Origin of the sequence: Pseudomonas sp. PMCC200344, from assembly GCF_030053095.1 — a bacterium.
GTDB classification, from domain to species: Bacteria; Pseudomonadota; Gammaproteobacteria; order Pseudomonadales; family Pseudomonadaceae; genus Aquipseudomonas; species Aquipseudomonas svalbardensis.
Genome location: NZ_CP125618.1, coordinates 4,911,087 through 4,937,989 on the forward strand (window position 1 = coordinate 4,911,087; position 26,903 = coordinate 4,937,989).

16 protein-coding genes are annotated in these 26,903 nt (G+C 51.7%); 8 read left to right on the top strand and 8 right to left on the bottom strand.

Annotated features, from left to right (window positions below; translation table 11 throughout):
* Positions 1 to 86 precede the first annotated feature (86 nt).
* Positions 87 to 4,952 carry a DUF6543 domain-containing protein gene (locus QFW87_RS22520; RefSeq protein WP_283188911.1) on the top strand — a complete coding sequence of 1,622 codons (4,866 nt, stop codon included), beginning with the start codon at positions 87 to 89 and terminating at the stop codon, positions 4,950 to 4,952.
* Positions 4,953 to 4,984: 32 nt separating this feature from the next.
* On the opposite strand, the gene argR is transcribed toward QFW87_RS22520, so the two are convergent.
* The 7 genes from argR to acs form a co-directional block, all read right to left on the bottom strand.
* The gene (gene argR / locus QFW87_RS22525; RefSeq protein WP_283181345.1) at positions 4,985 to 5,965 is read right to left on the bottom strand and encodes a transcriptional regulator ArgR; all 981 of its coding nucleotides are present in this window, start codon (positions 5,963 to 5,965) and stop codon (positions 4,985 to 4,987) included.
* A gap of 113 nt (positions 5,966 to 6,078) precedes the next feature.
* Positions 6,079 to 6,843, bottom strand: a complete 765-nt coding sequence (locus tag QFW87_RS22530) for an ATP-binding cassette domain-containing protein (RefSeq protein WP_008154324.1) — start codon at positions 6,841 to 6,843, stop codon at positions 6,079 to 6,081.
* A gap of 27 nt (positions 6,844 to 6,870) precedes the next feature.
* Entirely contained in the window at positions 6,871 to 7,995 is a 1,125-nt protein-coding gene (locus tag QFW87_RS22535; RefSeq protein ID WP_283188912.1) for a M14 family metallopeptidase, read from the bottom strand.
* 1 nt (position 7,996) lies between these two features.
* Complete coding sequence (locus QFW87_RS22540) at positions 7,997 to 8,695, bottom strand: ABC transporter permease (RefSeq protein ID WP_283181347.1); 699 nt, start codon at positions 8,693 to 8,695, stop codon at positions 7,997 to 7,999.
* Complete coding sequence (locus QFW87_RS22545; protein ID WP_282375564.1) at positions 8,692 to 9,381, bottom strand: ABC transporter permease; 690 nt, start codon at positions 9,379 to 9,381, stop codon at positions 8,692 to 8,694. Before QFW87_RS22545 ends, QFW87_RS22540 begins: the two co-directional genes overlap by 4 nt.
* 91 nt (positions 9,382 to 9,472) lie before the next feature.
* On the bottom strand, positions 9,473 to 10,246 hold the full coding sequence (locus QFW87_RS22550; RefSeq protein WP_008154331.1) for an ABC transporter substrate-binding protein: 774 nt from the start codon (positions 10,244 to 10,246) through the stop codon (positions 9,473 to 9,475).
* Positions 10,247 to 10,930: 684 nt separating this feature from the next.
* Positions 10,931 to 12,886, bottom strand: a complete 1,956-nt coding sequence (gene acs, locus QFW87_RS22555; RefSeq protein ID WP_283181349.1) for an acetate--CoA ligase — start codon at positions 12,884 to 12,886, stop codon at positions 10,931 to 10,933.
* A 408-nt stretch (positions 12,887 to 13,294) separates the two neighbouring features.
* On the opposite strand from acs, the gene QFW87_RS22560 reads away from it, so the two are divergent.
* From QFW87_RS22560 to QFW87_RS22570, 3 genes are all read left to right on the top strand, one after another.
* Positions 13,295 to 13,558 (top strand): DUF2790 domain-containing protein, encoded by a 264-nt coding sequence (locus QFW87_RS22560; RefSeq protein WP_283181350.1) that lies wholly within the window; start codon positions 13,295 to 13,297, stop codon positions 13,556 to 13,558.
* Between the two features lie 189 nt (positions 13,559 to 13,747).
* On the top strand, positions 13,748 to 14,023 hold the full coding sequence (locus QFW87_RS22565) for a hypothetical protein (protein ID WP_283188913.1): 276 nt from the start codon (positions 13,748 to 13,750) through the stop codon (positions 14,021 to 14,023).
* A 526-nt stretch (positions 14,024 to 14,549) separates the two neighbouring features.
* Positions 14,550 to 15,800 (top strand): ribonucleotide-diphosphate reductase subunit beta, encoded by a 1,251-nt coding sequence (locus QFW87_RS22570; protein ID WP_150657174.1) that lies wholly within the window; start codon positions 14,550 to 14,552, stop codon positions 15,798 to 15,800.
* Between the two features lie 256 nt (positions 15,801 to 16,056).
* On the opposite strand, the gene QFW87_RS22575 is transcribed toward QFW87_RS22570, so the two are convergent.
* The gene (locus tag QFW87_RS22575) at positions 16,057 to 17,682 is read right to left on the bottom strand and encodes a DNA cytosine methyltransferase (protein WP_283188914.1); all 1,626 of its coding nucleotides are present in this window, start codon (positions 17,680 to 17,682) and stop codon (positions 16,057 to 16,059) included.
* A gap of 30 nt (positions 17,683 to 17,712) precedes the next feature.
* On the opposite strand from QFW87_RS22575, the gene vsr reads away from it, so the two are divergent.
* The 4 genes from vsr to QFW87_RS22595 all read left to right on the top strand — a co-directional run bounded on the left by vsr (position 17,713) and on the right by QFW87_RS22595 (position 26,624).
* Complete coding sequence (vsr, locus tag QFW87_RS22580; RefSeq protein ID WP_283188915.1) at positions 17,713 to 18,189, top strand: DNA mismatch endonuclease Vsr; 477 nt, start codon at positions 17,713 to 17,715, stop codon at positions 18,187 to 18,189.
* A 161-nt stretch (positions 18,190 to 18,350) separates the two neighbouring features.
* On the top strand, positions 18,351 to 20,222 hold the full coding sequence (locus tag QFW87_RS22585) for an ATP-binding protein (RefSeq protein ID WP_283188916.1): 1,872 nt from the start codon (positions 18,351 to 18,353) through the stop codon (positions 20,220 to 20,222).
* 1 nt (position 20,223) lies between these two features.
* Entirely contained in the window at positions 20,224 to 21,528 is a 1,305-nt protein-coding gene (locus QFW87_RS22590) for a hypothetical protein (protein WP_283188917.1), read from the top strand.
* Complete coding sequence (locus tag QFW87_RS22595) at positions 21,525 to 26,624, top strand: FtsK/SpoIIIE domain-containing protein (protein WP_283188918.1); 5,100 nt, start codon at positions 21,525 to 21,527, stop codon at positions 26,622 to 26,624. The genes QFW87_RS22590 and QFW87_RS22595 overlap by 4 nt, the downstream gene beginning before the upstream one ends.
* The last annotated feature ends 279 nt before the right edge of the window (positions 26,625 to 26,903 follow it).

Here is a 26,903-nt window from a genome sequence, read left to right on the forward strand (position 1 = left end):
CGAGCGGTGCGGTAAATATGTACCGCACGGAACCGATCATCGTCTGTTTTGCTGGCGGCTCATTCAAAACGCTAAGGGAATAGCGCATGAGCAGATACGAGAACGATCGCCTTTCCACTACTGGAGGCAGTCAATCCGCTACGCAACCGGACGATCACTACCATCATCTGTTCAACAATCTGCCCGTCTGGGTATTAGAAGCATCGTCCAGTACACACCGAGCTCTCAAGAACGCCACGCTTATGACGCCGGACTGGCATGGCACCGCAACACCGCAGCAGCACCAGTCGCTGAAAAAGATCAGTCAGGAACACTGGACCCATCGAAATCGTCTGGACTCAATGCTGTCGAAGCTGCGAAGCGCGCAAGCCTTTGCCGAACCGCTGCTGAGCGACGCCCTGAAAACCCGGTTCAACCTGGATCTGGACGTCAAAACCACCTTCCTGCGCCTGTACATCCCTCAAACCGTGCCGCTTTTCGGAATCAAGACTGGCGCCGCGCGCACCTGGACCGTGTCGATGCTCGACGCCGTCCTGCATAACTTTCAGGAATCGGAAACAGCGGCAGGGGCTTACGAGTCAGCCTCGACGTTCATCACCAAACCTTCGCCCACAGGGCAGTTCGATACGCTGCCGGCGGTCAAGCAAAAGCTCACCATCCCGGCCTTTGTCCGGTTATGCCGGGAACTGGATATCGGCACCCGGTACAACGCTTACCTCAAAGACAATCTGGGGCTGTCCAACCCGGTGGCCAGTGCGGTGTTGAAACCGAAGGCGATCGCCTCGCACAAAACAGCACTCCAATCTGCGCTGCAGATGGCGCAAGTCCGAAAGGATATTTCAGCGGATGCCCATCTCTCGATCCAGCGCATTCTGGAAGGGCGTTGGGGTGCTCGACTGGATGGGCAGCCGCTGCAGGGTCACGACCTGACAATGATGTCCTCCTCGCTGACCGGCATTGTTATTTTCGCGGCGAGCCTGGAGCGCGCACGCACGGCAACACGGATCATTGCTTACATTCCCGATGATCCAGAGCATCCTCTCAAGGAATACCCGAACACATTGGCGTTCATGGCCGAGCTGACCCGCAAACTGCGCTCGCCCGCTTATCAAACGTTCTTCAGTCGCTTCGTCGACCACAAGGAAAGAGGACATTTTTTCGCTGACCTCAATCGTCGCCTCCAGCGCGTGACCTGGCATCAACACCGACATGGCGACCCACTGCCGAGCTGGCGCGAAACGCCCATCGACAAGCCTGATTTGCGGTTTTCGGCGATCCCGTTCAGAGCGGACCTGTGGAACCATCTCTATCAGCGACAGCTGAACAAGATCCTCAACGATGCAAGCACGCTCGCCGTCTCCACCGCCACTGCCGACAGCAACGCGCGATGGGTATTGTGGAATGCCTTCAGCAAAGTGGCCTCGACAATCCTTGAAATCGCGACGTTCGTTGCGCTGCCTTTCGTCCCGTTTCTCGGCGAATTGATGCTCGGCTACATGGCCTACCAGTTACTCGACGAAACCTTCGAAGGCATAGTGGACCTGGCTGAAGGGCTGAAAACAGAAGCGTTCAGGCATCTGATGACGTTCGTCGAAACGGTGGTTCAGGTGGGAACATTTGCGGTGGGCGGCGCCATCGCAGCCCGAACCCTCAGCCGTCTGCTCTCTCGTGAAGCTATTGCGCTTGTCGACCCACTCAAACCCGTCACAACGCCCAAAGGAAAAACCCGCTACTGGAAGCCGAATCTCAAGCCTTACGAACAGGCACTCATTTTGCCGGAAGGAGTAAAACCGGATCATCTCGGTCTCTATCAAAACGAGGGCAAGACGCTGCTGCCATTGGAGGGAAAACTGTATGCCGTGAAGCCCGACCGTGTGCCAGGCACATTTCAGATTGAGCATCCGAAACGAACTGATGCCTATCAGCCGCCTCTGCTGCATAACAACCACGGCGCCTGGCACACAGAGCTGGAGCAACCGCTGAACTGGGACCGGGAAAAGGTCATGCGCCGCCTCGGCCATAGCGTCGAGTCGTTCACCAACGCCGAGCGCGAACAGATCCTGCGGGTCAGCGGTTACCACGACAACGTAGTGCGCGAAATGCATGTCGAACATTATCGTCCGCCTTCGCTGCTGACAGACACGATCAAGCGCTTCAGGATCAACCGGGACATTGAAACTTTTATCGAACAGATCGGCAGCGACCAGCCCGAGCGCTATCGCAAGGCTGATCTGATCCTGCAACATCAATTACTGACCAGCTACGACGATTGGCCTGTCGACACGCCAATGCCGGCACCGGAAACCCAAACACAAGCCTTCAGAAAACAAACGGCCGAACTTGCCCTGAAGCATCAAAAATCGCTGTTCGAGACACGCTATCGCGCGCAGGAGAAAACCGACAACGTGCAGGTCCAGCGGCTGCTCGACGACGTGCATGGATTGCCGACCGATGTCGCGCAAGAGCTGGTGAGCAATGCAACCGGGACCGAGTTACGCCAGCTGCACAACGGTCGCGCGCCCCAACGGCTCAAGGAAGCAGCACTAAAAGCCATGGAGGCCGTACGCGCAACCCGAGCCTGTGAAGGCCTTTATGCCGACATTTTGGACAACACCAACACCCACCGATTGGCCTTGCATAGCCTGAGTTCGCTGCCCGGCTTTCCCGCCGAACTGCGTATTGAAGTGAGGGATTACACCCATGACGGACTTGTGCGCGACAGCATTGGCCAGGCCGATGCGCCAATCCTGAAAACACTGGTGCGCGCCGAAGACGGCACTTACCAGGTTTATCAAGACAGCGAATCGGTGCCCGGTGATTTTTATCAGGGACTCTTTCAAGCGTTGCCGCAAGCACAGCGTAATGCATTGAGCCCATCGATCACTGATGCTCAGACACTCAAACTACGCATCACCGAACATGCACTGGACCAACCGGCACTACGCAAGCTGTTCGCAAAAAATCCCAATCGAAAACCGTTCTACGATCCGACGACCATGCGCTTGCCTGGCGGCTCAAATGGATACCAGCGCAGCCCCTCCCCGACGCCATCCCTCAACGACCGTGTTCGCGAGGTTTACCCCAGCCTTTCCGAGGAGGAACTCCAGTCTGTTGTTCTCCAGTTACAAACGCATCCCGATGGCGCGCGCATGGAGCTCTCACGCCTGTCCAGCGAGCTCTCGCGACTTCATCAGGACCTGAACACCTGGATAAATGACTCGCCCACTGTTCATCCGCAAACCCGAGCCCCCTTGAACGAATTGGAACGACAGGCTGCTCAACACAATCGCAGGCTGCTGGCCCAGGAAATCCAGCGCAGCTGGCGCCGACAATCAGAGCGGGACTTCGATGGCCCGGATGACACACCGCGCTACGCACTCAGATTTGCCGAGCCGATTCTTGGCGATCTACCGACGCTGACGGCCGATTTCCCCCATGTGTCATTGCTGTCCCTTGAAGGGAGTCATGCTGTGCAAGGTGTTCCCGAGTTTCTTCAGCGCTTCACCAGCTTGCGCCGCCTCGATTTAAAACGCTTTTCCCTGACGTCCCTCCCCGAGGCCATTCCTCGAATGACGGACCTTGATGCGCTGGTGTTAAGCGATTGCGGAATCAGGTTCGATGCAGCCAACTGGGCGGAACTGTCTTCATTGAACAAACTGGTCATGCTGGATCTGTACCAGAACCCGTTCACTATGGTGCCCAGTGTTGAATCTATGCCTGAGCTTGTTCACTTGGACCTGAGCCGTACCGGCCTGACCGACATTCCTGACAGCGTAGTTCGCCACCCCAAACTTGATACCACCAAGCTGCTGCACAACAAAATCAGTGAGCTGCCTTCGCAATTATTCGAAAGCCCGGTGTACACCAAACAAGCAATACACCTGACGCACAACCCGCTTTCGGATAACGCCCGGCAACTGATCAAGCATCATTACTTCGACAGCTCATACGATTTGGGTGTCTATGCCCCAGAGGCGGACATCAACCGAGTCAGGGCGCTGTACCCGAACCTGGAGGTTGAACAGGCGAGCGGATTTGTATACGAACTGGCAGGCACACTGGCAGACGGCCGGATCGAGCTGACAAACCTTGAAGCGGAGCTGGCACAGCTGAGCAACGACCTGGCGGTATGGACCGCCGACCTTCCGGCCCAACACCCGTTGACGGGCGAACCGTTCACCGCCCAACAACAGCTTGTCGAGCACATGAACCGCGACCAGTTCAAACAGACACTGGAGCAGTGCTGGCGGCATGAAAGCGAACAGGATGATTTCAATGAGGCGCTGGAGCCCACCTATGAACTCGTTTTCGATCCCTACATCAACGGCGACCTGCCTACCCTGAACGCCGACTTCAGTCATGTGACATCGCTGGAGTTACGCAGCGCCGACGGAGTGACCCGCGCCGGGCGTTTTCTGGAGTCTTTCCCCAACCTCAAAAGCCTCAGACTGCGCGACTGTAATCTGGGCAACATTCCCGATGCTGTGTTCAAGATGGGTCAACTGCGGTCGCTGTCGCTCCCTGAATGCCGCGTCAGACTGTCAGCGGAATCGGCAAGTGCGCTGGCGGGAATGGAACAGCTCGATTATCTCGATCTGGCCCACAACCCCCTGGGGCAAACGCCTGACCTGAGTCAGATGATGGAGCTCGCTACCGTACTGCTGAATGACACCGGTATCACCGAAATACCGCACGGCCTGCTGCAAATGACAGAGCTGGACTGGGCCGACCTCAGTGGCAACGCCATCACCGAAGTCCCCAGCGACGTGCTGGAACTACCGGTGGAAATCGCTGAAAACATCAGTTTTCGAGGTAATCGGTTTTCCGGGGAGAGCCTGCTACGACTGATCGGTTACTTCGAACGGACGGGCATGGACTTTGGCGTGGACGAGTTGATCAATCGAGGAGAGATGGATATCTCGACTTCTGAAGGCTCCGACATGGAGGAGTAAATCAGCCTTCAGCAGGTGGCGTGGTTGCTCTGTCACCCACGCTCCGAGGGCACCGACGACAATTCGAACGGGCTGCTGCTGCGCCGCTGGTTGCGATCTTCCCGCGGCGTGGCACCGAAGAAGTTGCGGTAGGCGCTGGAGAAATGCGGCCCCGAGGAGAAGCCACACGACAGGCCGATCTGGATGATCGACTTGCTGGTTTGCATCAACATCTGCCGGGCCTTGTTCAGGCGCAGTTCCAGGTAGTACTGGCTCGGCACACGGTTGAGGTATTGCTTGAAGATCCGCTCCAGCTGCCGACGGGACACGCACACATGCTGGGCGATTTCGTCGGTGGTCAGCGGCTCTTCGATGTTGGCTTCCATCAGCAACACCGCTTGGGTGAGCTTCGGATGGCTGGAACCGAGACGGTTCTGCAGCGGAATGCGCTGACGCTCGCCACCCTCGCGGATGCGCTCCACCACCAATTCTTCCGACACCGCACCAGCCAGTTCTGCGCCGTGATCACGGGCCAGCACGGCCAGCAACAAGTCGAGTACCGACAGGCCGCCGCACGCGGTCAGACGATCGCGATCCCAGTCGAACAGATGACTGGTGGCGATGACTTTCGGGAAACGTTCGGTGAAATCGTCCTGCCAGCGCCAATGCACGGCAGCGCGATAACCGTCGAGCAAACCCAGTTGGGCCAGCGGGTAAACACCGGCGGACAAACCGCCAATCACACAGCCAGCACGCACCAGTTGTTTCAGCGCACTGCTGAGTGCCGGCGCGAGTGAGGTCGGTGGCTCATCGGCGAGCAGAAACAATTTCTGGAAGTTTTCGAGCTTCCCGGCCCACGGCTCACCCGGCAATTGCCAGGCGCCTTCGGTCGGCGGTTCGGCCTGCAAAAACGACAGTTCGTAGACAACGTCCGGATGCACACGCTGGGCAACACGCAAGGCCTCCTCAGCCAGCGCAAGCGTCAGTGCTTTAGTGCTGGGCCAAATCAGGAAACCAATTCGATGGGCAGTCATGGCGGGCAATCCGAAACGAAAACACTGTTAGAAGCCGAAAGCGGCTGCAACCAAATTAGACCATCTGGTGCGCGGTGCGCAGCATGACCTAATTTGGTGCGTAACGGGAGCGATTACTTGAGGCTGCCCGAGAGGAATTGTTGCAAACGTTCGGACTGTGGATTGACCAGCACCTCACGCGGGTTGCCGCTTTCTTCGACGACACCTTTGTGCAGGAACACCAGCTGGTTCGACACTTCACGGGCGAAGCCCATTTCGTGCGTCACCACCACCATGGTCCGGCCTTCCAGCGCCAGGGCCTGCATGACTTTCAGCACGTCGCCGACCAGTTCCGGGTCGAGCGCTGACGTCGGTTCGTCGAACAGCATCACCTCAGGCTCCATCGCCAGCGCACGGGCAATCGCCACACGCTGCTGCTCGCCGCCGGACATGTGACCCGGGTAAGCGTCTTTGCGATGGGCGACACCGACCTTGTTCAGGTAGTGCTCGGCCTTCTCGCGGGCTTCGGCCTTGGACATGCCGAGCACGTGGACCGGCGCTTCCATGATGTTTTCCAGCGCGGTCATGTGCGACCACAGGTTGAAATGCTGGAACACCATCGACAGGCGCGAACGCATGCGTTGCAGCTGTTTCGGGTCGGCGGCTTTCAGCGCGCCGTCCTTGTTGGCGACCAGTTTCAGCTCTTCGTTGTTGAGCAGAATCTTGCCCGCGTGCGGCTGCTCCAGCAGGTTGATGCAGCGCAGGAAGGTACTTTTGCCGGAGCCACTGGAGCCGATGATGCTGATCACATCGCCAGCCGCCGCTTTCAGGGACACGCCCTTGAGCACTTCGTGACTGCCATAGCGTTTATGCAGGTCTTGGACTTCAAGTTTGTACATGCGGTCGGTTCTCACAAAAACAGTCAGTCAGTCGTTGAGCAAGCGCCCGTGACGCAGCGCTTCGCGCCCCGCCACCTTGGCCAGCCAGAAACCGGGTTGGGCATAACGCAGCCGTTCAATGGCAAACAGCACCCCGGACGTACCAGCACACACCGTGCTGACCCGATCCGATAACGGATCGATCACTTCGAAAATCTCATCGCCGGCTTCAATCCACTCACCGGGTTTACGCAAGAAACTGATCACGCCAGGGTGTGGCGCAAACAGTAATTCAGTGCCTTCGAACGGCATGCCTTCGCAAGCGTCTTGCGCAGGTTTTGGCCATTCGCCGCTGATCAGGCCTTGTTCGGCCAGAAACGCCAGAATGCCTTCAGCGTAAGCGCAGGCTTCAGCGCGACCGGTATCGGCCTGACCACCTAATTCAATGGTAGTCGCCAGGCAGGCCAGGGGAATCTGCGCATCAGGAAACAGACGCGACAGACGCAACCACGGCAGCGAACAGGCTTCGTCAAAGGAGCTGCCGCCGGAATCTTCCGCCAACAAACCCACCTTCACGTCCAGGTGCGCGGCCAGCGAACGCCATTGCGGCCAGTGTTGCGGCAAGGCGTACATGTGCAGCGCCGCTTCGGCATCGCAATGCAGATCCAGCACCACGTCAGCGGTGCAGGCATGGCTGAGCAAAATGCGTTGCATGCCTTGCAACTGACTAGCGGCTGGCGGCAATGCGGCGAGCACATCGCTCATGGCCTGACGGATCAGCTGAATATTGGCGTGCGGATCATCGCCCAGGTGCCCTTCCAGCTCGGCGGCCACTGGCGCGCTCAGCTCGACGAAATCCCGGTTGAAGTTCTTGCCGCTGCCCGCCTCAAAACGCCCTTGATGATTGCCCTGAAGCAGTTGGCCGAGGCCCAGTGGATTGGCCACCGGCACCAGTTCGATCACACCGTTGAGCAAGCCTTGAGCTTCAAGTTCGGTCAGGCGCTTTTTCAGCTCCCAAGCCGTACGCATGCCCGGCAATTCATCGGCGTGCAGGCTGGCCTGAATGTAGGCCTTGCGCCCGCCACTGCGCTCCCCATTACCGAAACAGAACACCGAAATCTGGCGTTCGCTACCCAGGTGGTTCCACGGCAATGCATGATCGATGCGTTCCATATCAGTGCTTCCGCGGGGCCAGATAGCCCAGCCAGCGGCGCTCGGCCAGTTTGAACAGCTTCACCAGAATGAAGGTCAGGCACAGGTAGAACACACCCGCCGTGATGTATGCCTCGAACGGCAAGTAGAACTGAGCGTTGACCGTGCGCGCGGCACCGGTGATGTCGATCAAGGTCACGATGGACGCCAGACTGGTGGTCTGCAGCATCATGATCACTTCGTTGCTGTACTGCGGCAGCGCCCGGCGCAGGGCCGACGGCAGCAGGATCCGCTTGTACATTTTGTAGCGCGACATGCCCATCGCCTTGGCCGCTTCGATCTCACCATTCGGCGTGGCCCGCAGGCTGCCGGCGATGATTTCAGCGGTGTAGGCACTAGTGTTGATCGCGAACGCCAGGCAAGCACAGAACGTGGCGCTGGACAGCCACGGCCAGAGGAAGCTTTCACGTACGGCTTCGAACTGCGCCAAACCGTAGTAGATCAAAAACAGCTGCACCAGCATCGGCGTGCCGCGGATCACGTAGGTGAACAGCCAGGCCGACATGTTGACGACGGCATTCTTCGAGACGCGCATCAGCCCCAGCGGCAAGGCCGCCAGCAGGCCGAAAAACAGCGACAGCGCGAGCAATTTCAGGGTGGTCACCAGGCCGCCGAAGTACAGCGGCAGGGCCTCCCAAATGACGTTGTAGTCGAAGATCATAGATCAGCCGCCCTTACGCCTACCGAGTAGCGCTTCTCAAGGTGACGCAATGCCAGCAACGAGACACTGGTGATTACCAGGTACATCGCCGCCACTGCGAGGAAGAAGGTGAAAGGCTCGCGGGTGGCATCTGCCGCCTGCTTGGCCTTGAACATCATGTCTTGCAGACCTACCACCGAAATCAGCGCGGTGGCCTTGGTCAGGACCAGCCAGTTGTTGGTGAAACCCGGAATTGCCAGGCGAATCATTTGCGGCACCAACACCCGGAAGAACACCTGAAAACTGCTCATACCGTACGCCATGCCAGCTTCTGCCTGACCCTTCGGGATCGCCATGAAGGCACCACGGAAGGTTTCCGACAGGTACGCACCGAAGATGAAGCCCAGGGTGCCGATACCGGCGGCCAACGGGTTCAGGTCGATGTAGTCGTCAAAACCGAGCATCGGCGCGACGCGGTTGAGCAGGTCCTGACCACCGTAGAAAATCAGCAGGATCAGCACCAGATCGGGAATACCGCGGATCACCGTGGAATACAGGTCGCCCAGCCAGGCCAGCCAGCGAATCGGGGACAGACGCAGCGCAACGCCGATCAGACCCAGAACAACGGCCAAGACCATGGACGACAAGGCGAGCTGAAGCGTCAGCCATGCGCCATCGAGGATGACAGCCCCGTAGCCTTTCAACATGATTCAGGTCCTCGAAAGTTGGGATGAAAAAATGGCGCAAACCTCAGAGATTCTGTTGCTTGCGCCATTTCAGACTTGTCGCCGGGACGTGTTACTTGCCGTAGATATCGAAGGCGAAGTATTTGTCCTGGATTTGCTTGTACTTGCCGTTCTCGCGAATGGCGGTGATCGCGGTGTTGATCTTGTCTTTCAGCGCGTCACCCTTGCGAACCGCGATACCCACGCCGTCGCCGAAGTATTTGACGTCGGTGAAGGCCGGGCCAACGAAGGCGAAACCTTTGCCAGCGTCGGTTTTCAGGAAACCGTCATCCAGCAGCGTAGCGTCTGCCACGGTGCCGTCGAGGCGGCCAGCGGCCACGTCGAGGTAAATTTCGTTCTGCGAACCGTAAGGCTTGATCTCGGCACCCAGCGGGGCCAGCACTTCGCGGGCGAAACGCTCGTGGATCGAACCACGTTGCACGCCGATGTTCTTGCCCTTGAGCTCAGCCAGGCTGTCGCTGACTGGAGTGCCGGCCTTCATGACCAGGCGAGCCGGAGTGTTGTAATACTTGTTGGTGAAGTCCACGGACTTCTTGCGGTCTTCAGTGATCGACATGGACGACAGGATCGCGTCGATCTTGCGCACTTTGAGTGCCGGGATCAGACCGTCGAACTCTTGCTCGACCCAAACGCACTTGACCTTCATCTCTTCGCACAGAGCGTTGCCGATGTCGTAGTCGAAACCAACGATGCTGCCGTCCGGCGCTTTGGAAGCGAACGGAGGGTAAGCCGCTTCGATACCAATTTTCAGAGGCTTTTCATCGGCGAAAGTCGGCAGGGACAGCACGGACAGTGCCAGGGCGCCAAGCAGCACGAGTTTCTTCATCTTGGGACTCCATCGGTAAAGGGCTAAAACGGCAAAGTGAGCGACAGCCCAATATGCGAATGAGTGGAACCGCAAAGCGGTGCTGCGTTGTAGGAATCGCGCGCTTTTTTCAGCGCGAGCAACAACGAGCAAGTGATCGGCATTCTAACGACAGGCCCGAAGCCGATATTTCTTCAATGCGACAACTAATTACAGAAGCACCGAGAAAGCCGCTTGGGCGCGTTGACAGCCTTGCAAATTCATGCAAGAGCAAAAGACAGTGAACCGATTTATACTGCAAATTGCGGGCCTATTATTGGCAAACCCTTCTAATCCGGCAAGCGCAGCGTTGTGTCTTATTTTTTATGGGGGCTGGAGAAGCCCGATGATGGGGCTTTGCGTTTCCCAATGCCCCGCATCCGTGCGCGCGGTTACACATTCAGTAACTTGAATAGTGGCGGGTAACAGTGGGAAATCACCTACAGGTGAAGCCGATAATTATTGGCCGTTGTTGATGTGGTGTCTGACAGGACGCCTTCGCGAGCAAGCCCGCTTGTGTCTTGGGCAGGAATTAGACTGAGGGTGAGAGCGGTGAGTGGGGCTTGCTCGCGAAGAGGCCCGGACCGCCGACACAAAAACATCAGGCAGTAAAAAGCCCCGCTCGGCGCAATGCCGGCGGGGCTTCGATGACTCAGGAGCGGCGGGTTAGGCGACGTTCATGGTCTTGTGCGTATCAATCAAATGCTGCACCACACCCGGATCCGCCAGGGTCGAGATATCCCCCAACCCATCGTATTCGGCCGTAGCAATCTTGCGCAGAATACGGCGCATGATTTTGCCCGAACGGGTTTTCGGCAGGCCCGGCGCCCACTGGATGACATCCGGCGAGGCAATCGGGCCGATCTCTTTACGGACCCAGTTTTTCAGCTCAAGTCGCAGTTGCTCGCTCGGCTCTTCGCCTCCGATCAACGTGACATAGACATAAATGCCCTGCCCTTTGATGTCGTGCGGCACACCGACCACGGCCGCTTCGGCGACTTTCGGGTGGGCGACCATCGCGCTTTCGATCTCGGCGGTGCCCATGCGGTGACCGGACACGTTGAGCACGTCATCCACGCGACCGGTGATCCAGTAGTAACCGTCTTCGTCACGACGCGCACCGTCACCGGTGAAGTACATGCCGCGGAACGTCTTGAAGTAGGTATCGACGAAGCGGTCATGGTCGCCATACAGCGTGCGCGCCTGGCCTGGCCACGAATCGAGAATCACTAGGTTGCCCTCGGCGACGCCTTCGATGATGTTACCCAGGTTATCCACCAACGCGGGTACCACGCCGAAGAATGGTCGTGCAGCAGAACCCGGCTTGAGCGCGTGAGCACCCGGCAGCGGGCTCATCAGGGTCGCGCCGGTTTCGGTCTGCCACCAAGTGTCGACGATCGGGCAACGGGATTGACCGACGTTCTTGTAGTACCAATCCCACGCTTCCGGGTTGATCGGCTCACCGACCGAACCCAATAGACGCAGGCTGCTGCCATCGGCACCTTCAACGGCAGCTTTGCCGGACGCCATCATTGCGCGGATAGCGGTGGGGGCGGTGTAGAGAATGTTGACCTTATGCTTGTCGACGATTTTCGCCACACGGGTGATGTCCGGGTAGTTCGGTACGCCTTCGAACAGCAAGGTGGTCGCGCCATTGGCCAACGGGCCATAGACAATATAGGTGTGGCCAGTGACCCAACCGACGTCGGCGGTGCACCAGTAGACTTCGCCCGGACGGTAGTCGAACACGCGCTCGTGGGTCATCGCCGCGTACAACAGATAGCCGCCAGTGGTGTGTTGCACGCCCTTCGGCTTACCGGTCGAACCGGAGGTATAAAGGATGAACAGCGCTTCTTCAGCGCCCATTTCTTTCGGCGCGCACACAGTGCCTGCCACTTTCATCAGGTCTTCGTACCAGATGTCGCGATGCTGGTTCCACTTGATGTCGCCACCGGTGCGCTTGCACACGATAACTTTCTGAATGCTGCTGGTTTCCGGGTTGGTCAGCGCGTCGTCGACGTTGGACTTGAGCGGGATCTTCTTACCGGCACGAATGCCTTCATCAGCAGTGATCACCACTTTGGATTTGCAGTCGATGATCCGGCCGGCCAGGGCTTCCGGCGAGAAACCACCGAACACCACCGAGTGAATCGCGCCGATCCGGGTACACGCCAGCATGGCGACCACGGCTTCGGGGATCATCGGCATATAGATAGTCACCACGTCGCCGCGGTGCACATCCTGGCCACGCAGGGCGTTGGCGAATTTGCAGACTTGTTCGTGCAGCTCGCGGTAAGTGATGTTGCGGCTTTCGGCAGGGTCATCCCCTTCCCAAATGATCGCGATTTGATCGCCGCGCTCGGCCAGATGACGGTCGAGGCAGTTGTAGGAAACGTTCAGGGTGCCGTCGGCGAACCATTTTATGTCGACATGGTGATCGTCGAAGGAAGTCTGTTTCACCGTGGTGAAAGGCTTGATCCAGTCGAGGCGCTTGGCTTGCTCGCGCCAGAAGCCGTCCGGGTTGACGACGGACTGCTGGTACATGGCCTTGTAGGTCGCCTCATCAGTCAGCGTGTTGGCCGCAACCTCGGGACGAACGGGATACAGAGAAGCCGCACTCATCTTTGTTACCTCGGTGGAATAGTTGTTTTTGTATGACCCAGTTGTAGCCGGGCCGGGCCTATAGAACCATTCGACGATGGTAGTAACAAGCCCCTACAAAATGTGGCTATACCTCGTCAAGGCGCTCAAGAGCGGTGATTTCAGGGGCTTTGGGCATTTATGAAATTGGCTTAATCAGCGAGCCAAAGGTCGCTTTTCGAGGATTGTTACAGGATCTGCCAATAGTGTTTATCAAAAGCACGCCTATATGAATGTAAACCCCACGCCTAAAATCGGCCTCGCCAACCAGGCGATTAACCAAGTTGCAGCCCCCACGAAGGCAGTTAATCCAAAACCAGTACTTAAGTTCTACACGCAACCTCAAAAAGGTTGCGTGACCCCATTCGACCTCCAAAAGGTAAATCTGAAATGAAAGCTTTATTAGTTCTGGCCCTCAGCAGCCTGTGCGCAACCGCCATGGCAGACGAGGTCCCGACTGATGTCGCACAGCAGCAACCCGCCGTTGAGGAATACACTTACTCCACTCACTTGGACATCGCCAAAGTTGTCTCCATGAGCGAAATCCCGAATGTGTGTGAAGTTGTTCCGGCGAAAATGGAATACGACGACTCCAAAGGCCAACGCCACATTCTTCGTTACAGCGTCATGGGTAACGGCTGTTCTAACGGCTAATCACCCGCTCTCACCCCTCCAAGGTTCGACCCACTCGCCCGCTACATAAGGCAGATGAAGCGCCGAACCTTATATATCGATTTATACGATTGATATAAGCGTTTAATTGCGCCTTTTAATCAAATTATCTGGCGTAGTATCAATTCCACACCCAAGGCACAAAACGCCAACGAACCTGGAGCCGCTACCATGAAAACCAAACTGATCCTCGCCCTGACCCTCTCCGTCCTGGCCGCTAACACCTTCGCCGCTGACGGCTACGACCGCACTGGCTCGGCTGCTTACACCACGCAAGCGGCTTTCGCTTCTGACGGTTACGACCATACCGGCTCGGCGTCTTTCGCCTCCGATGGCTCCGATCACACTGGCGCTGCCAAACTCGCTTCTGACGGTTTTGATCGCACCGGCGCTGCCAAAGTGGCTGCCGATGGTGCAGATCACGTGGGTGCCGCCCGCCTCAGCTGATCATCAAGCGTGACGTTATAGCCCGATTACGGTCGGGCTTAGTTGTGTCTGGGGGCATCAAAAAGTGACTCAAAACACAACATGTAGTGAAAAAGGCGATTTTCTGGCTGTTTTTTGAACAAAAAAATGGCTGGCCAAAATTTATGAAAAAAAATCTTCACTCGCGACATCCAGCCAAAGCCCTGTAAACCCTCGCTCCGACCTAAAAACATGTCCTGCCGCCCCCTCGCAGTGCCACTTCGTCGCACCACGCGGCCGAAAATTTCCCTATAATGCGGCGTAAATCGGGCCTGCAATATTCCCTTACAGGGAACACGCCAGTCTGAAGCCCACGCAGAAGCTGTTCACATTTTCTGCGCCCGTCAGTGGCCTCAGAACACCCGTACAAAATTCTGTTTATTGCCTGCGTTGTACTGCTGCAAAAAACGATTTCCTTTAGATCCAATGCGGCCAGTACGGCCGTGTGAAAAACCAACCTATCAGTTTTCACACGGGCATCTGGCCCTCACGCAGGAGACGACACGTCATGCTGAGCTGGGACGAATTCGACAAAGAAGACAGCGGCGAAACCGTTGTAAAAGGCGCCAACGCTGGCCACGCCACTGAAGCCAACATGGACCGCCTCGACACCGCTGGCGGCGTCGCTGCGCAAGAAGCCCGCGCTGTAACCGCGTCCGACTCCGCCGCAATCGCCCGTGCAAAAGCTGCCCTGGACAACCTCGACATCGCCGAAGGCCTCGCCGAACTCGAAGGTGCCTCCGCCCGCGTAGCTGTCGACGAAAAGCGCATGATCAACTGCCGCGCCGACCTCAACCAACTCGTCCCGTTCAAGTACGACTGGGCCTGGCAGAAGTACCTGGACGGCTGCGCAAACCACTGGATGCCGCAAGAAGTCAACATGACCGCCGACATCGCCCTCTGGAAAGACCCGGAAGGTCTGACCGACGACGAACGCCGCATCGTCATGCGCAACCTCGGCTTCTTCTCCACCGCCGACTCCCTGGTTGCCAACAACCTGGTGCTGGCCGTGTACCGCCTGATCACCAACCCGGAATGCCGCCAGTACATCCTGCGCCAGGCGTTCGAAGAGGCGATCCACACCCACGCCTACCAGTACTGCATCGAATCGTTGGCCATGGATGAAGGCGAGATCTTCAACATGTACCACGAGATCCCATCGGTCGCGAAAAAAGCCACTTGGGGCCTGAAATACACCCGTTCGATCTCCGATCCGAAGTTCGAAACCGGCACCGTCGACACCGACAAAGAGTTGCTGCGCAACCTGATCGCCTACTACTGCGTTCTGGAAGGCATCTTCTTCTACTGCGGCTTCACCCAGATCCTCTCCATGGGCCGCCGCAACAAAATGACCGGCGTCGCCGAGCAGTTCCAATACATCCTGCGCGACGAATCCATGCACCTGAACTTCGGCATCGACGTGATCAACCAGATCAAAATCGAAAACCCGCACTTGTGGGACGCTGAAATGAAGGAAGAAGCGAGCCAGATGATTCTGCAGGGGACTCAGCTTGAGATCGAATATGCGCGGGATACCATGCCTCGCGGCGTGTTGGGCATGAACGCGGCGATGATGGAGGACTACCTGAAGTTCATCGCTAACCGTCGTTTGAGCCAGATTGGTTTGAAGGAAGAGTATCCAGGGACGACTAACCCGTTCCCTTGGATGAGCGAGATTATGGACTTGAAGAAAGAGAAGAACTTCTTTGAGACTCGGGTTATTGAGTATCAGACTGGTGGGGCGTTGAGCTGGGATTGATTTCCAGCGGAGCTGGATTCGCCAGTTTTGAATTGAAATTTGCGAGTCAAATTAGCAGAAAGCCCTGAGCATGCTCAGGGCTTTTTTTTAACAACCGAACTGTAATTCAAAGACCCGCTATTATCGAACAATACTAACGAGACACGCGCTCAAATAACTATAAAAAGTAGTGTGACAACTTCTTCCTCCAAACCACGCGAAATCATCACAACTATTAACTTAACAACAATCGCACGTGCAAAAAAAACAAGCAGCGCTACCCCAGAGCCAGCTGCTCCCATTTATAAACCGTTGACGCGCTCTTCCTCCCCACCAGTATTTCTTCAACAACTGCTGCGATTTTATGAGCTAGCAATGGAGGAACAGCATTTCCAACTTGATGATACTGCTGCGTTCTATTCCCACAAAAGAAATAATTATCGGGAAACGTTTGCAGCCTTGCAGCCTCTCTAACCGTAAGACTTCGACATTGGTTAGGGTCATAGTGAATAAAGTGATGCCCATCTTTCGAGATGTGACTAGTTATCGTCGATGAAGGCGAACCTTTTATCTGTACTTTAAATCGATCACAAAATTTTCCACTTTCCCAATTTTTATGCTCTGGCGCCAACCCTGGAAGATTGAACTCTTTATGGCCTTTTGGAGACCACTTATGAGCCGAAGCAAATACCGCTGCATAAACATATCGGCGTAAATCAGAGGTCATATGCCCTCTCGCCTCATGATTAAGCCAAACGCCTAAACACGGGTCTTGATACCAGCTATCCAGCTCGAGATTCGCCACAACCCCGTTCCAGACTCCATCTTTACGCAGACGGAGCGCCCCATTTGATAGACGCCCCCCAGAAAATGAACTTCTAGTTATGTTAAGTGCAGTTTCAAGAAGCGGATCCGTTCTTCCAGAAGACGACAACCCACGAATTAAATCATCAAGATGCCCTAAGACCTCTTTACACCACCCGTCTTGGGTATCTTTTAGCTTGGTTAAAGTACTTCTAAGTGGTGGTAACCGGCCGATGACAGACTCAATATTTGCCCGCTCAGTTTTGGGCAAACTATTAACTTCGGAGTCGAAGGTAAAATCTTCAGAAACCCCGAGTAATATTACTCTGTGTCTAGCCTGCGGGACGCCATAGTGCTCCGCACGAATTACAAAATTCTTGGAGTCAATTGCTAAAGGATCATCACCACTTTGAAAAAAATCGTCAGTTGCCAAGGAGTAAATTTTGTACTTTGTCTTTCCAGAATCACACTTACCAAGAGCTGCATCAGGGTCCGCCAAGTCTTGAAGTATCTGAGGGAAAATATTCATTCCTCCAACCTTCGAAGAAAGTATACCCTTTACATTCTCCATGACAAATACTGCCGGCCTATGTTTTTGTATTATCCTTAGATATTCCTTATAGAGGAAATGGCGATGATCCTCCTCCGCTTTATACTCGGAGTTTCCACGATTACGGGCTCTGCCTACTAAGGAGTATGCTTGGCACGGTGGACCTCCGATTAACACCCAAGGTCTGGTTGTATCGAGTTTTTCCTTTAGAATGTTATCAAGCTCAGTGTTTCCTTCGTCGCTTCCCAATCGAATTTTCCTAGCTTCCTGATCGGCATCATCCCATTCTTTCTTGCTTCTGAGGCTCCAAGGTTCCTTGGTACCTCCAGATTCGCAGAACCCGTAATAATCATCCAGCGCCGCAGGATTATTCTTCCGTAATGCTCGATAAAATGCTCTCAGCCGAAGGGTCTCGCGCGCCGCCGGATCCATTTCTGCAGAGACCAAAATATCAAAGGTATGTCCCCCTCCCAAGGAAGAGAATCCTTCACCTAGGCCACCAGGCCCGGCGAAAAGGTCGACTATTTGAAAAGGTGTAGTATTTTTCATATCTAGATTCAGTCAATAGGAGAGCACGGTATGGACGTGGTGGATGCCGCGACCCGATCCAGGATGATGGGAGGAATCAGGGGTAAAAATACCAAACCGGAGATCTTGGTAAGAAAATTTCTTCACGCAAATGGTTTCCGCTTCCGCCTTCATAAGAAGGATCTACCGGGAAGTCCGGACATTGTACTGCCCAAATTTGCTACCTGTATATTTGTACATGGGTGCTTCTGGCATCGTCACGCTGGCTGCAAATATTCAACCATACCAAAATCCAGGGTCGATTTCTGGACAGAGAAGCTGGCGAAAAATGTCAATAGGGATCTGATGGTACGCGAAAAGCTTGAAAAAGCAGGATGGCAAGTCTTGGTCGTGTGGGAATGTGAGCTGAAGATTGCAAGCATCAAGCTTTCAGAACTCGTGAAAAAAATCAGTTGCAACTCCCAAGCGCAAAGTAAATTCTCCATCAATCTTGATCAAATGAGCATGCGAAAAAAAATTGCAAATTGAGATCTACATGCGACCTTTGATCGTTGAGAATTTTATCACACGAGAGCTATTTTTGGTGATGCCATACAGCCATTCCAAAGGCCCTACGATTTGCTGTACTGTCACTCAATATGGTCAATAGTGGCAATTCAGCCGACCATGAATTGAGGCAGAGGGACGACATGCCTAGTGATCAATCCCCAAAAATTAACGGCCATGTGGCAAGACTGAATCGTTTCTTACCGTTTAGTGCCGCACACGATCAGATCTACGAAGAATATCAAACTGGTGACGACGCTTTAGATCTACCAACAATAGCACTGAAGTACACACAGAAAGCTCTCGATGGTGGAGCAAGATGCATCGTATTAACAGGCGACGCTGGGCATGGAAAAACTCATCTTTGCCGCAGGCTTATCGAAGAGTATTTGGGCTATTCAAGCCAAGAATCAAGAAACATTTTGGTAACACAATGCAATGGCCAGCATACAATTGAGTCAAAACATGGCCTACCCACAATAAAGCTCCGCATACATAAAGATTACTCTGAGTTAAATCTAGAGTCTGCAGTTGACCTTATTGAAAGGGCTCCATCTCGCACAGATGAAGTATTAATAATATGTGCCAATGAAGGTAGATTGAGAGCCGTAGTAAACTCATCAACTTCGAATCCCGAATGCAAAGCAATCGCTGAGCTTTTCAAACAGTCCTTTAATACAGGATTAAGTTCTATTGACGGAAAAACACACATAGTTAATCTTAATTATCAGTCAGTAGCAGCTAAACTAGAGCAGTCGGGGGATAGCTTATTAAGCAGGACCTTTCAAAGCTGGGTAAATGACGGGAGAAGATGGATAACTTGCAATACATGCTCGCTTTCTACTCACTGCTCGATTAAACACAATCGATATCTGTTAGCAGAAAGTGACGAGCTATCAAAACAACGCATATCGAAGATTGAAGAGCTATGTGAAGTAGTCGAGCGGCTTGGTCATGTGATTACTATCAGAGAAATGTTGATGCTTGTGTCCTTCCTGATAACCGGTGGCATGACCTGCGCGGATATACAAAATAAATGCATAAGTGAGCCTGAGAAAACTGGCTGGCAGCATACTTGGGCATTCTATAACATTCTTTTTCATCCGCCTATTCCGGAATTCTCAGATCGAATTTACAAAGGGATACCTATTTTATCGATATTTAGGAAGCTAGATCCTGGATCAATCGCTTCAAGAGCAGTTGATGAGAAAATCCTAAACATAGGCGAAGTGTTTCCTATTAATGAACTTGACCTCCAGTTCAGTCTAAAATCGTCCAACAAAATCAAAATCGTTGATGCGTCTCAGGGTATCGATGACTTTATGGGAAACCCTCAAAATAAAGCCGAACAATTAAAAGAAAATGAAACCACAGCAATCGCCGTGCGAGCGCTACGCCGAAGAGCTCTATTTGACGATGCGGAAGAAAAAGGGACGTTGATGTCAAGACTGGGTTTTCGTCATGGCGATTCATTTCTTGGAATGATAAAAGGCCGCCTTACACCCACCGAGCTTGTAAAACTAAAGAACATGATAATTTCAGGATTGCATGCGATTCAAGGCCTTCGTATGTCTAAGTCCGAGACAACATTACACTTAGTGGATCCGGCTTTCGGAAAAGCAAGTGCAGACGCGGCGATAATTGCTCGCCGCATCCCTACAAACCACTTACAAATGCTTCCAGCATCTAAAGCATGGAGCGTTGATGTAAAAAACTGGAACCTCAATGAGTCTGTAGATTGGATAGATAGGACCATTGTTATTCGCGTTCAAGAAAGCGGGCAGCAGTCAATTGATATCGCGTTGGACTTGCTTGCGTTCGAATGCGTAACACGCTCAGCATCCGGTTATGTGTCAGAAGAATTCTATTCTCACGAAATTCGAAGAATTAGATCCTTTCTCGGAAGACTTGCGGCTCTCGGTAAAAGCGAAGGCGGTGAAATATCACTGTTTATGAAGGGACGTGTGCATAACGTGTCAATTGATATGGATGTTATACAAGTAGGAGGTGTCTAAGGTGCCGAATCTAAAAGGACCTGACATAACCAAGGAATTATTTGGCGGGATTTTCGACTCTGACGGCGCTGGCCACTTTCCCGGATTAGAGCTCATTAACTTCATCGTCTGCGGATCAGGCGAAATCTTGCCTGGGCCTGAGGTAAAGGAAATTAAGCTAATACGCCGCTCACATGATTTCGCTAGAAGACTTGTTGCCGGCAGACTACCTCCTGACCTGAAATCCAAAGTTCTTCTTAATGAACACTCTGAAAATGCAGTTGCGCACCTCCTACACTGTCTTGAATTAGAAGCACCAAATATAACAAAAACAAAAAGCTGGGAGCGTACGCATTTTTTTCCATACACACGTTCTCTTGTCCATTGGGATGCACGAAGTCGTAGTTCAGCAAAAGGTGAAAAAGGAACAATTAAAGTAAATCAGGAAAGACGTTACTTGAGGGGAGGGGGCGCTTTTGCGTTTTCCGTCTTACGACACGACCCAGATCAAGATCGTTTAAACTCGATAAGGGATGGATTTAGATCATTGTATCCATCAGAGACCAACACTCCCTTAGAAACATTGTCAGCGGCGCTACTCAAACACGGCGAAATTGATAAAGACGCAGTGATAGACTTGGTAGAGCCGCAAACTAGAATCAGGAACGACAAATTAGAGAACCTGTATCGAGACGGTATAAAAAACGTTCTTAGTCATGATAACTTATCCTCAGTCCAACGAGTTAAGGCCGTTATGAATTGGACTGGATTCTGGCTCGTGATTCTAGAAGCTACTCGAGCAGCAGAACACTTAAACAAGAGTTGGCAGGGTTTGATTGTTGATTGTGCAGGGGTTCACCCGCAACTACGCCGAGCATCGCAAAAGTGTTTAAAGGTTCAACTTTCAAATATTGAAGATGCTGCAAACCTAGAAGCTAAAATTCAAACCGGCGAAATATCAAAACAGCAAATAAATAGAATAAAAGGTTTTTTTAGCAACACTGCCGGAACCTGCGGTTTACTCAACGCGGCTAAAGGCCGTCGACACTTCACGCTAAAGCTTCACATCGTTGAGGCGCTTGTACTAGCGTCTGCCGAAACGCAGACAGAGCAAACTTTTGAAGACTTTGTCTCTAAATGGCTCGGGGAGCGCTGCGGGTTAGTATTAGGTCGGAACAGTGCGTCTGGACACGGAATGTTGAATGCGTTCGACGCTACGATTTTTGAAGAAAACGAAAGGCAGTTTGCTGAGCAAATGAAAGCAACCGGGATGCTTCGTGTGTACTCCGATGCTACTCGAATGGTATCTGCGGAGATAACGCAATGACAACAGAAGTACTTGCCCTTACAGTTTTTGAAATCATCAGTGAAGCGTTTCGTAAAAATCCAGACACAAATCAAAAATGTTTTCGCATAAAAAATCTTCAACCGAATGAAATCACCTCGTTAATCTCAATATGGAGAGACAAACCAACAACCTCCCCCCTAACAAACGTACAACTCATTGTTGCCGACGATCTCGAAAACACAATTCCAAGCGAATTCGTAGCAAAAAACGGGCACTCAATAACCTATTATCGAAACAACAACCTCAATGGTCTTGTGTATTTAGAAACACACGTCCAAAGCGATGAACAAGGCTTGCAAAATCTTTTCACGCTACGAGATATCAACTTTCTTGACAACAGCTTTGATGAGTACTCAGGAAAGCACGGCTCGGTCATTAGCCTTATTATAAGTAACTCGTGGAAAACCGTTGCGAGTTCAAGCACACCAACTCCATCACTGCTTCTAGAGCGCGCAACAAAGCTAATTAATATTATCCATCCAGACATAGCCCCTTTACCTGTTAGAAAGCTCATAAAATTCACAAAAGAACTCAGCTTAGAATGGTACAACCATAAAGAACCAATCAGCTCTGAAATTGCAGACATACTAGTCGGGGTATGTCTATGGCGCTTAGATCTTTTCCCCGATATCAAATGGCGATTTGGCGATAATGACTCAAAAATAAAACGTCGCCTTGAGCTTAACTTTAACCATTCAGAGCTTACGTCCGCCGGTGTAGAGCTCATCCCTGAAGATCTAGAAAAGCTGGTTTCAAATACTTTATTTGTAGGAAAGCACGGAGAATCAATCCCGAAACTAGAACTTCTAACATTTCGAGATTTGTGCATCAGCTACATCCACAAACCTGAAAGTCTTACACAGAGATCCATCCCATACTTTATATTTGAACAACTATTTAAACGGGATACAAAAGGATTAAAGCTGGGGGACAAGGTTTATGCGGAAATTGAATCTAATCACCCATCACAGTTAAATACGCTAAAACAATCCGACGTAATTCCAGGGCTCAACGCACGCTCACAACTCGATGCGGAACGCCTTCTCGGTCTACTCGGCACAGGAGAACAAAAACTAATAGCAGACTTGCTTTCAACTAAAACCCGCAAAGCGGTGGAACGACTAGCCGCCCCTGCAAAAAAGACCTTTTTCAATCCAGCAATTGAATTAGTAAGCATATACCAACGTTTCATAAGTCAAGATGAGCAAATAAAACCCGCCATCATAGAGATATTTTCTGACTATGAAGAACAATCATCTAACGCTTCATATGGGCTTTTTGCATTTCTGTTTGCGCCCACACTTATATCCATATCGGAATCTTTGGCTGACGTACCTGGTGGATGCGAACTAGTACTCCCTTCTTTTTTGACTTCACAACACCTAGTCCCAGATCTTGAAGGAGACGAGGAAATCCTTGACCTTGAGGATGATCGCGATTCGATTGGCTGGGAGCCCTTTTCTATTGGCTTTAGAATCAAGGACTGTAATGGAGGAATTCTCGAAGAGTTTGATGGCGCTGTATGGTATCCGGAACAGATACAATACTTTGCATTTATGTGGCTGTTAGTTTCGGCACCAGACTCCCGGATTTGGGAATCGATTGGGGAACTAGCCCTGAACGAAGTACAAGAAGATGGCCACTGGGTATTACCTTTTATTCAACGCTTAACATCCTTAGATAAAATTGCCCCTACAGAAAACTCTGTTCATAACGGAACGGACCAGGTACTAGACAACCTGCTTACCTTAAGAAAAACCCTCCAAACCAACTTAAATAGTGATGGCCTTGCTGTAGAGCATATATATTCTTTTCTAGACGAATGGGAGCGGATACTAGTATCCATTAGTACCGACTATGTACCCGATGGCAGTAGATCTTCTACACTACAAGCATTTTTAGGAAATGATACCCTTATAGTAAAGGAGCAGGATCGTCGGTTTATGCTCCCACTGCAGCCAATTCGGCTGCGATGGATTGCAGAATACTTAGACAAATGCAGGAGACTCGCGACTTCCTGCCTCCAAGGAAATGCAAAATTCGCTACTGCGGATGGAGAACAGTATCTAAGCTGGCTGGAAGCTCTCACTCCACATGAGTCTCCACCTACTACCTCGGGTCTAGCTGGCGAAATTCTCTTTGCCAGATCTGAACTTGCTTGGTTTGAAGACTTCTCCCCACTAAGGAAAGTAACCTCTGACGTTTCTATTGACACTTCGGCACTAGATTCAATAGCATCTAGAATTACATCTTATTTGGATGCACACCCATACAAGCGAGAAGGCCTATCACTGCTTGCTATTCTTCCTCCATCTGACGATATGGTCGCAGAACTTGTTCGCAAGATCTCACGCGGCTCATTGTCCGGCCTAAGAGTATCTATAACAGTTGCAGCCCCAAGAAGTCGATGGGAGCAAATAACTAAAGATATTGAAAAGCTTCCCATGGAAGAAAGGGCATCTCATAAAGGTCTATTTTTTCCAGCAAGAGATTTAGCGTTTATAGATTACACACTAGGTGATAATCTGCCAGAACTATTAGGCGACCAATTATACGACATTGCTCTAGTCACGCACATTTTACAAGAGCACATTACGAGCCAAACAAATACTGAGCCTCCGATAGAACGCAAAGGTAGATTTCACCCTTTATTTGATAGACCTGTCCGTCTTGATCCGTCTAATGATGGTGGTTCTATTTCGATTGCTATGCGCCCGCGTGACCCAGATTTGCTTTTAGAAACCTGGGGGACCATTGTCGTTCGCTCGGATAGATGTAGGCCTGTTTCCCCTACCCAACCTGAAAATACTGACTTCGTAGAACTTCGCGTCAATTTTCAAGACTCCGCGCGTATTTTCCAAATATTACACACCTCTTGCCACTGGGTTATTACATTAGAAAGACACATCTCTCGCGAACAAATCGAGTCCGTAGAAGCTGGCGCCCCAGATATTCTTAGCATGGAGACAGGCATCGGCGGCAATGGTCTTAATACCATCATCGTCTCCTCACGCTCAGGACGAACTCTAATTGAGTCAAGGCTTTCACGAAAATTACATAGATTAATACCAGACATCGAAGACACTGAAATAGCTAATGACATTGTAAAGTATTTAGCTCAACGCATTTACGAAGAGACTCGTCAACTATCTCCTCATTTAGCACTAAAAGCGATGGGGATTGCCAGGGTAACAGAAGAGATACTTGGCCTAAGTGTGGCTCGACGAGTTGCAGAACAGTTATTCCCTGTAGAACTGAAAGACGGAATCTCTGTATGGATTAGCCTTGATGAACATTCGGAGTGGCTACGCGGATTCCAAGTCAGAGCTGATATGGCACGCATTACCTTTAGAAGAGTCGATCCTGATGCGCTTCATATTGATGTACTGATCTTAGAAGGTAAACTACGACAACTGTTTGATCCGCACGGAATTGTACAGGTAAAACGAACTTGCGAGTTTTTTGCTTCCATACTAGAAAACAACATGGATGGAGGCACGAAAATTGATGGGGATTTGTGGCGCGAACGGATTATGGCAGCCATTGAGTCCGTTGCCAAAGAAGCTATACGTTCAGTTAACGTCACATCTTCAAAAATAAATCTAGTGACTGACACTATCCCGAACGACATTAGACAGTTGTTTCGTGACGGTAAGTACAGCCTTAACAGCGTAAAAGGACTCTATTCCTCTTGCCTATGGGAAAATGTTGAAGGCGATATTACAACAGAAGAGAGAGATGGTGTCCTAGTTGTGAAAACAACTCGCAGCCTTATTCTTGAATTAATTAGTAGACCTGAAAACTTCAACACACCTGAAATAGGCGCGACTGGCTCGCTAGAACCAGAAGAAGGTCCTGCCATTATATATAGTCAAGACACTACAAACAAATTCGACACAATAGCTATGTTGCAGAATTCAGAAGCCGAGAATATTGGAATCTTATTAGAGTCTGCACCTATTCCCCAACTAGCATCCTCTAGCAAAAGGCTGCGAATGGATGAGGCTGCTCTTCGTCACATCTACAACGAAATTCTGGCATGTTTTTCTGCCCATAACATAAATGTCATTGCCGCTTCACACTCAGAAACCCCTTACATTGAAGGGCCGGCTTCAATTCTTTTCAAAGTAAGGACTGGAGCGGGAGTAGACCCAAAAAAGCTTTTCGAAAAATCTCAAGCATTAAAACTAAAACTAGAGCTAGATCAAGAGCAAAACATAACTTTCGACATCGACAAAGGCTTTGTCACTATTGATGTGCCAAAAGCTGCTGAGTTACGATATTTTGTTAACGCTGTTGACCTTTGGAAAAATTGGACAGTAGAAAAAGATGCATTGAGCGCTCCTATAGGGGAAGATCAACTAGGGGAAGTCGTCAGTATAAATTTCTCGTCGGCCAACTCTCCGCATCTTCTTGTAGCAGGAACCACAGGCAGTGGTAAATCTGAAGCATTAAATGCCATACTATTTGGATTAACGAATTTTTTTAACCCTAGCGAACTTAAACTTCTACTTGTGGACCCTAAAGGTACTGAAATGCGTGCCTTTGAAGGGTGTGATTACCTTCATGGTCAAATTGGCTGGGAAGATTCAGATGCAATTGTTCTACTGAAAGAAGCTGTTGAGGAAATGCAGCGGCGCTACACCTTGTTTCGAACATCGGGATGCAGGAGTCTAGGCGAATTTAACTCAAAAGTCTCCTTTTCAGAAAGACTGCCTTGGTGGCTCATCGTCCTTGATGAATATGCCGACCTAACACATGATTCACAAAACAAAAAAGAAATTGAACAGGAACTCAAACGACTTGCTCAAAAAGCTCGTGCGGCCGGTATTCACTTGATTATTGCCACTCAAAAACCTAGCGCAGACGTAATCAGCACTAACTTACGCTCAAACTTGCCTGCGCAGCTCGCGTTGCGAGTTAAAAGCGGAACAGAAAGCAGGGTAATATTAGATGAAGCAGGAGCTGAAAATTTGAACGGTAAAGGAGACGCTCTACTTAAGGCGGACGGAAAATTACGACGTGTTCAATGTGCTTATGTAGGAAAAGACGATCAACAACTAAGAAAAAGCTAGGTTTATAAAAAGCAACAGCCACACATATTCTATGTGTGGCTGTCTCTACCAGCATATCGAGCCTTGTTGCATCTATTACAACGTTTTGATGTCCGAATTTCCATGCCTCACTTCCCGCTTCATTACAGTCTTGACTTAAAGAACTTTGAACCCTAACCTCCTAGCTGAGCCTAAGAAACTCTACAAACCAGAGCGGTCGTCCGCACCCGACAGTCATGCGGCTTTTTTTCGTATGCGGTTTCTCTACGCCTGCGAGAAAATCCCCGTTATGTCGGGAGT

What these genes read in the sequence shown, in the direction of transcription:
- QFW87_RS22520 (WP_283188911.1), top strand. Translation starts at nt 87, where the DNA reads ATGAGCAGATACGAGAACGATCGCCTTTCCACTACTGGAGGCAGTCAA.
- argR (WP_283181345.1), bottom strand. Translation starts at nt 5,965, where the DNA reads ATGACTGCCCATCGAATTGGTTTCCTGATTTGGCCCAGCACTAAAGCA.
- QFW87_RS22530 (WP_008154324.1), bottom strand. Translation starts at nt 6,843, where the DNA reads ATGTACAAACTTGAAGTCCAAGACCTGCATAAACGCTATGGCAGTCAC.
- QFW87_RS22535 (WP_283188912.1), bottom strand. Translation starts at nt 7,995, where the DNA reads ATGGAACGCATCGATCATGCATTGCCGTGGAACCACCTGGGTAGCGAA.
- QFW87_RS22540 (WP_283181347.1), bottom strand. Translation starts at nt 8,695, where the DNA reads ATGATCTTCGACTACAACGTCATTTGGGAGGCCCTGCCGCTGTACTTC.
- QFW87_RS22545 (WP_282375564.1), bottom strand. Translation starts at nt 9,381, where the DNA reads ATGTTGAAAGGCTACGGGGCTGTCATCCTCGATGGCGCATGGCTGACG.
- QFW87_RS22550 (WP_008154331.1), bottom strand. Translation starts at nt 10,246, where the DNA reads ATGAAGAAACTCGTGCTGCTTGGCGCCCTGGCACTGTCCGTGCTGTCC.
- acs (WP_283181349.1), bottom strand. Translation starts at nt 12,886, where the DNA reads ATGAGTGCGGCTTCTCTGTATCCCGTTCGTCCCGAGGTTGCGGCCAAC.
- QFW87_RS22560 (WP_283181350.1), top strand. Translation starts at nt 13,295, where the DNA reads ATGAAAGCTTTATTAGTTCTGGCCCTCAGCAGCCTGTGCGCAACCGCC.
- QFW87_RS22565 (WP_283188913.1), top strand. Translation starts at nt 13,748, where the DNA reads ATGAAAACCAAACTGATCCTCGCCCTGACCCTCTCCGTCCTGGCCGCT.
- QFW87_RS22570 (WP_150657174.1), top strand. Translation starts at nt 14,550, where the DNA reads ATGCTGAGCTGGGACGAATTCGACAAAGAAGACAGCGGCGAAACCGTT.
- QFW87_RS22575 (WP_283188914.1), bottom strand. Translation starts at nt 17,682, where the DNA reads ATGAAAAATACTACACCTTTTCAAATAGTCGACCTTTTCGCCGGGCCT.
- vsr (WP_283188915.1), top strand. Translation starts at nt 17,713, where the DNA reads ATGGACGTGGTGGATGCCGCGACCCGATCCAGGATGATGGGAGGAATC.
- QFW87_RS22585 (WP_283188916.1), top strand. Translation starts at nt 18,351, where the DNA reads ATGCCTAGTGATCAATCCCCAAAAATTAACGGCCATGTGGCAAGACTG.
- QFW87_RS22595 (WP_283188918.1), top strand. Translation starts at nt 21,525, where the DNA reads ATGACAACAGAAGTACTTGCCCTTACAGTTTTTGAAATCATCAGTGAA.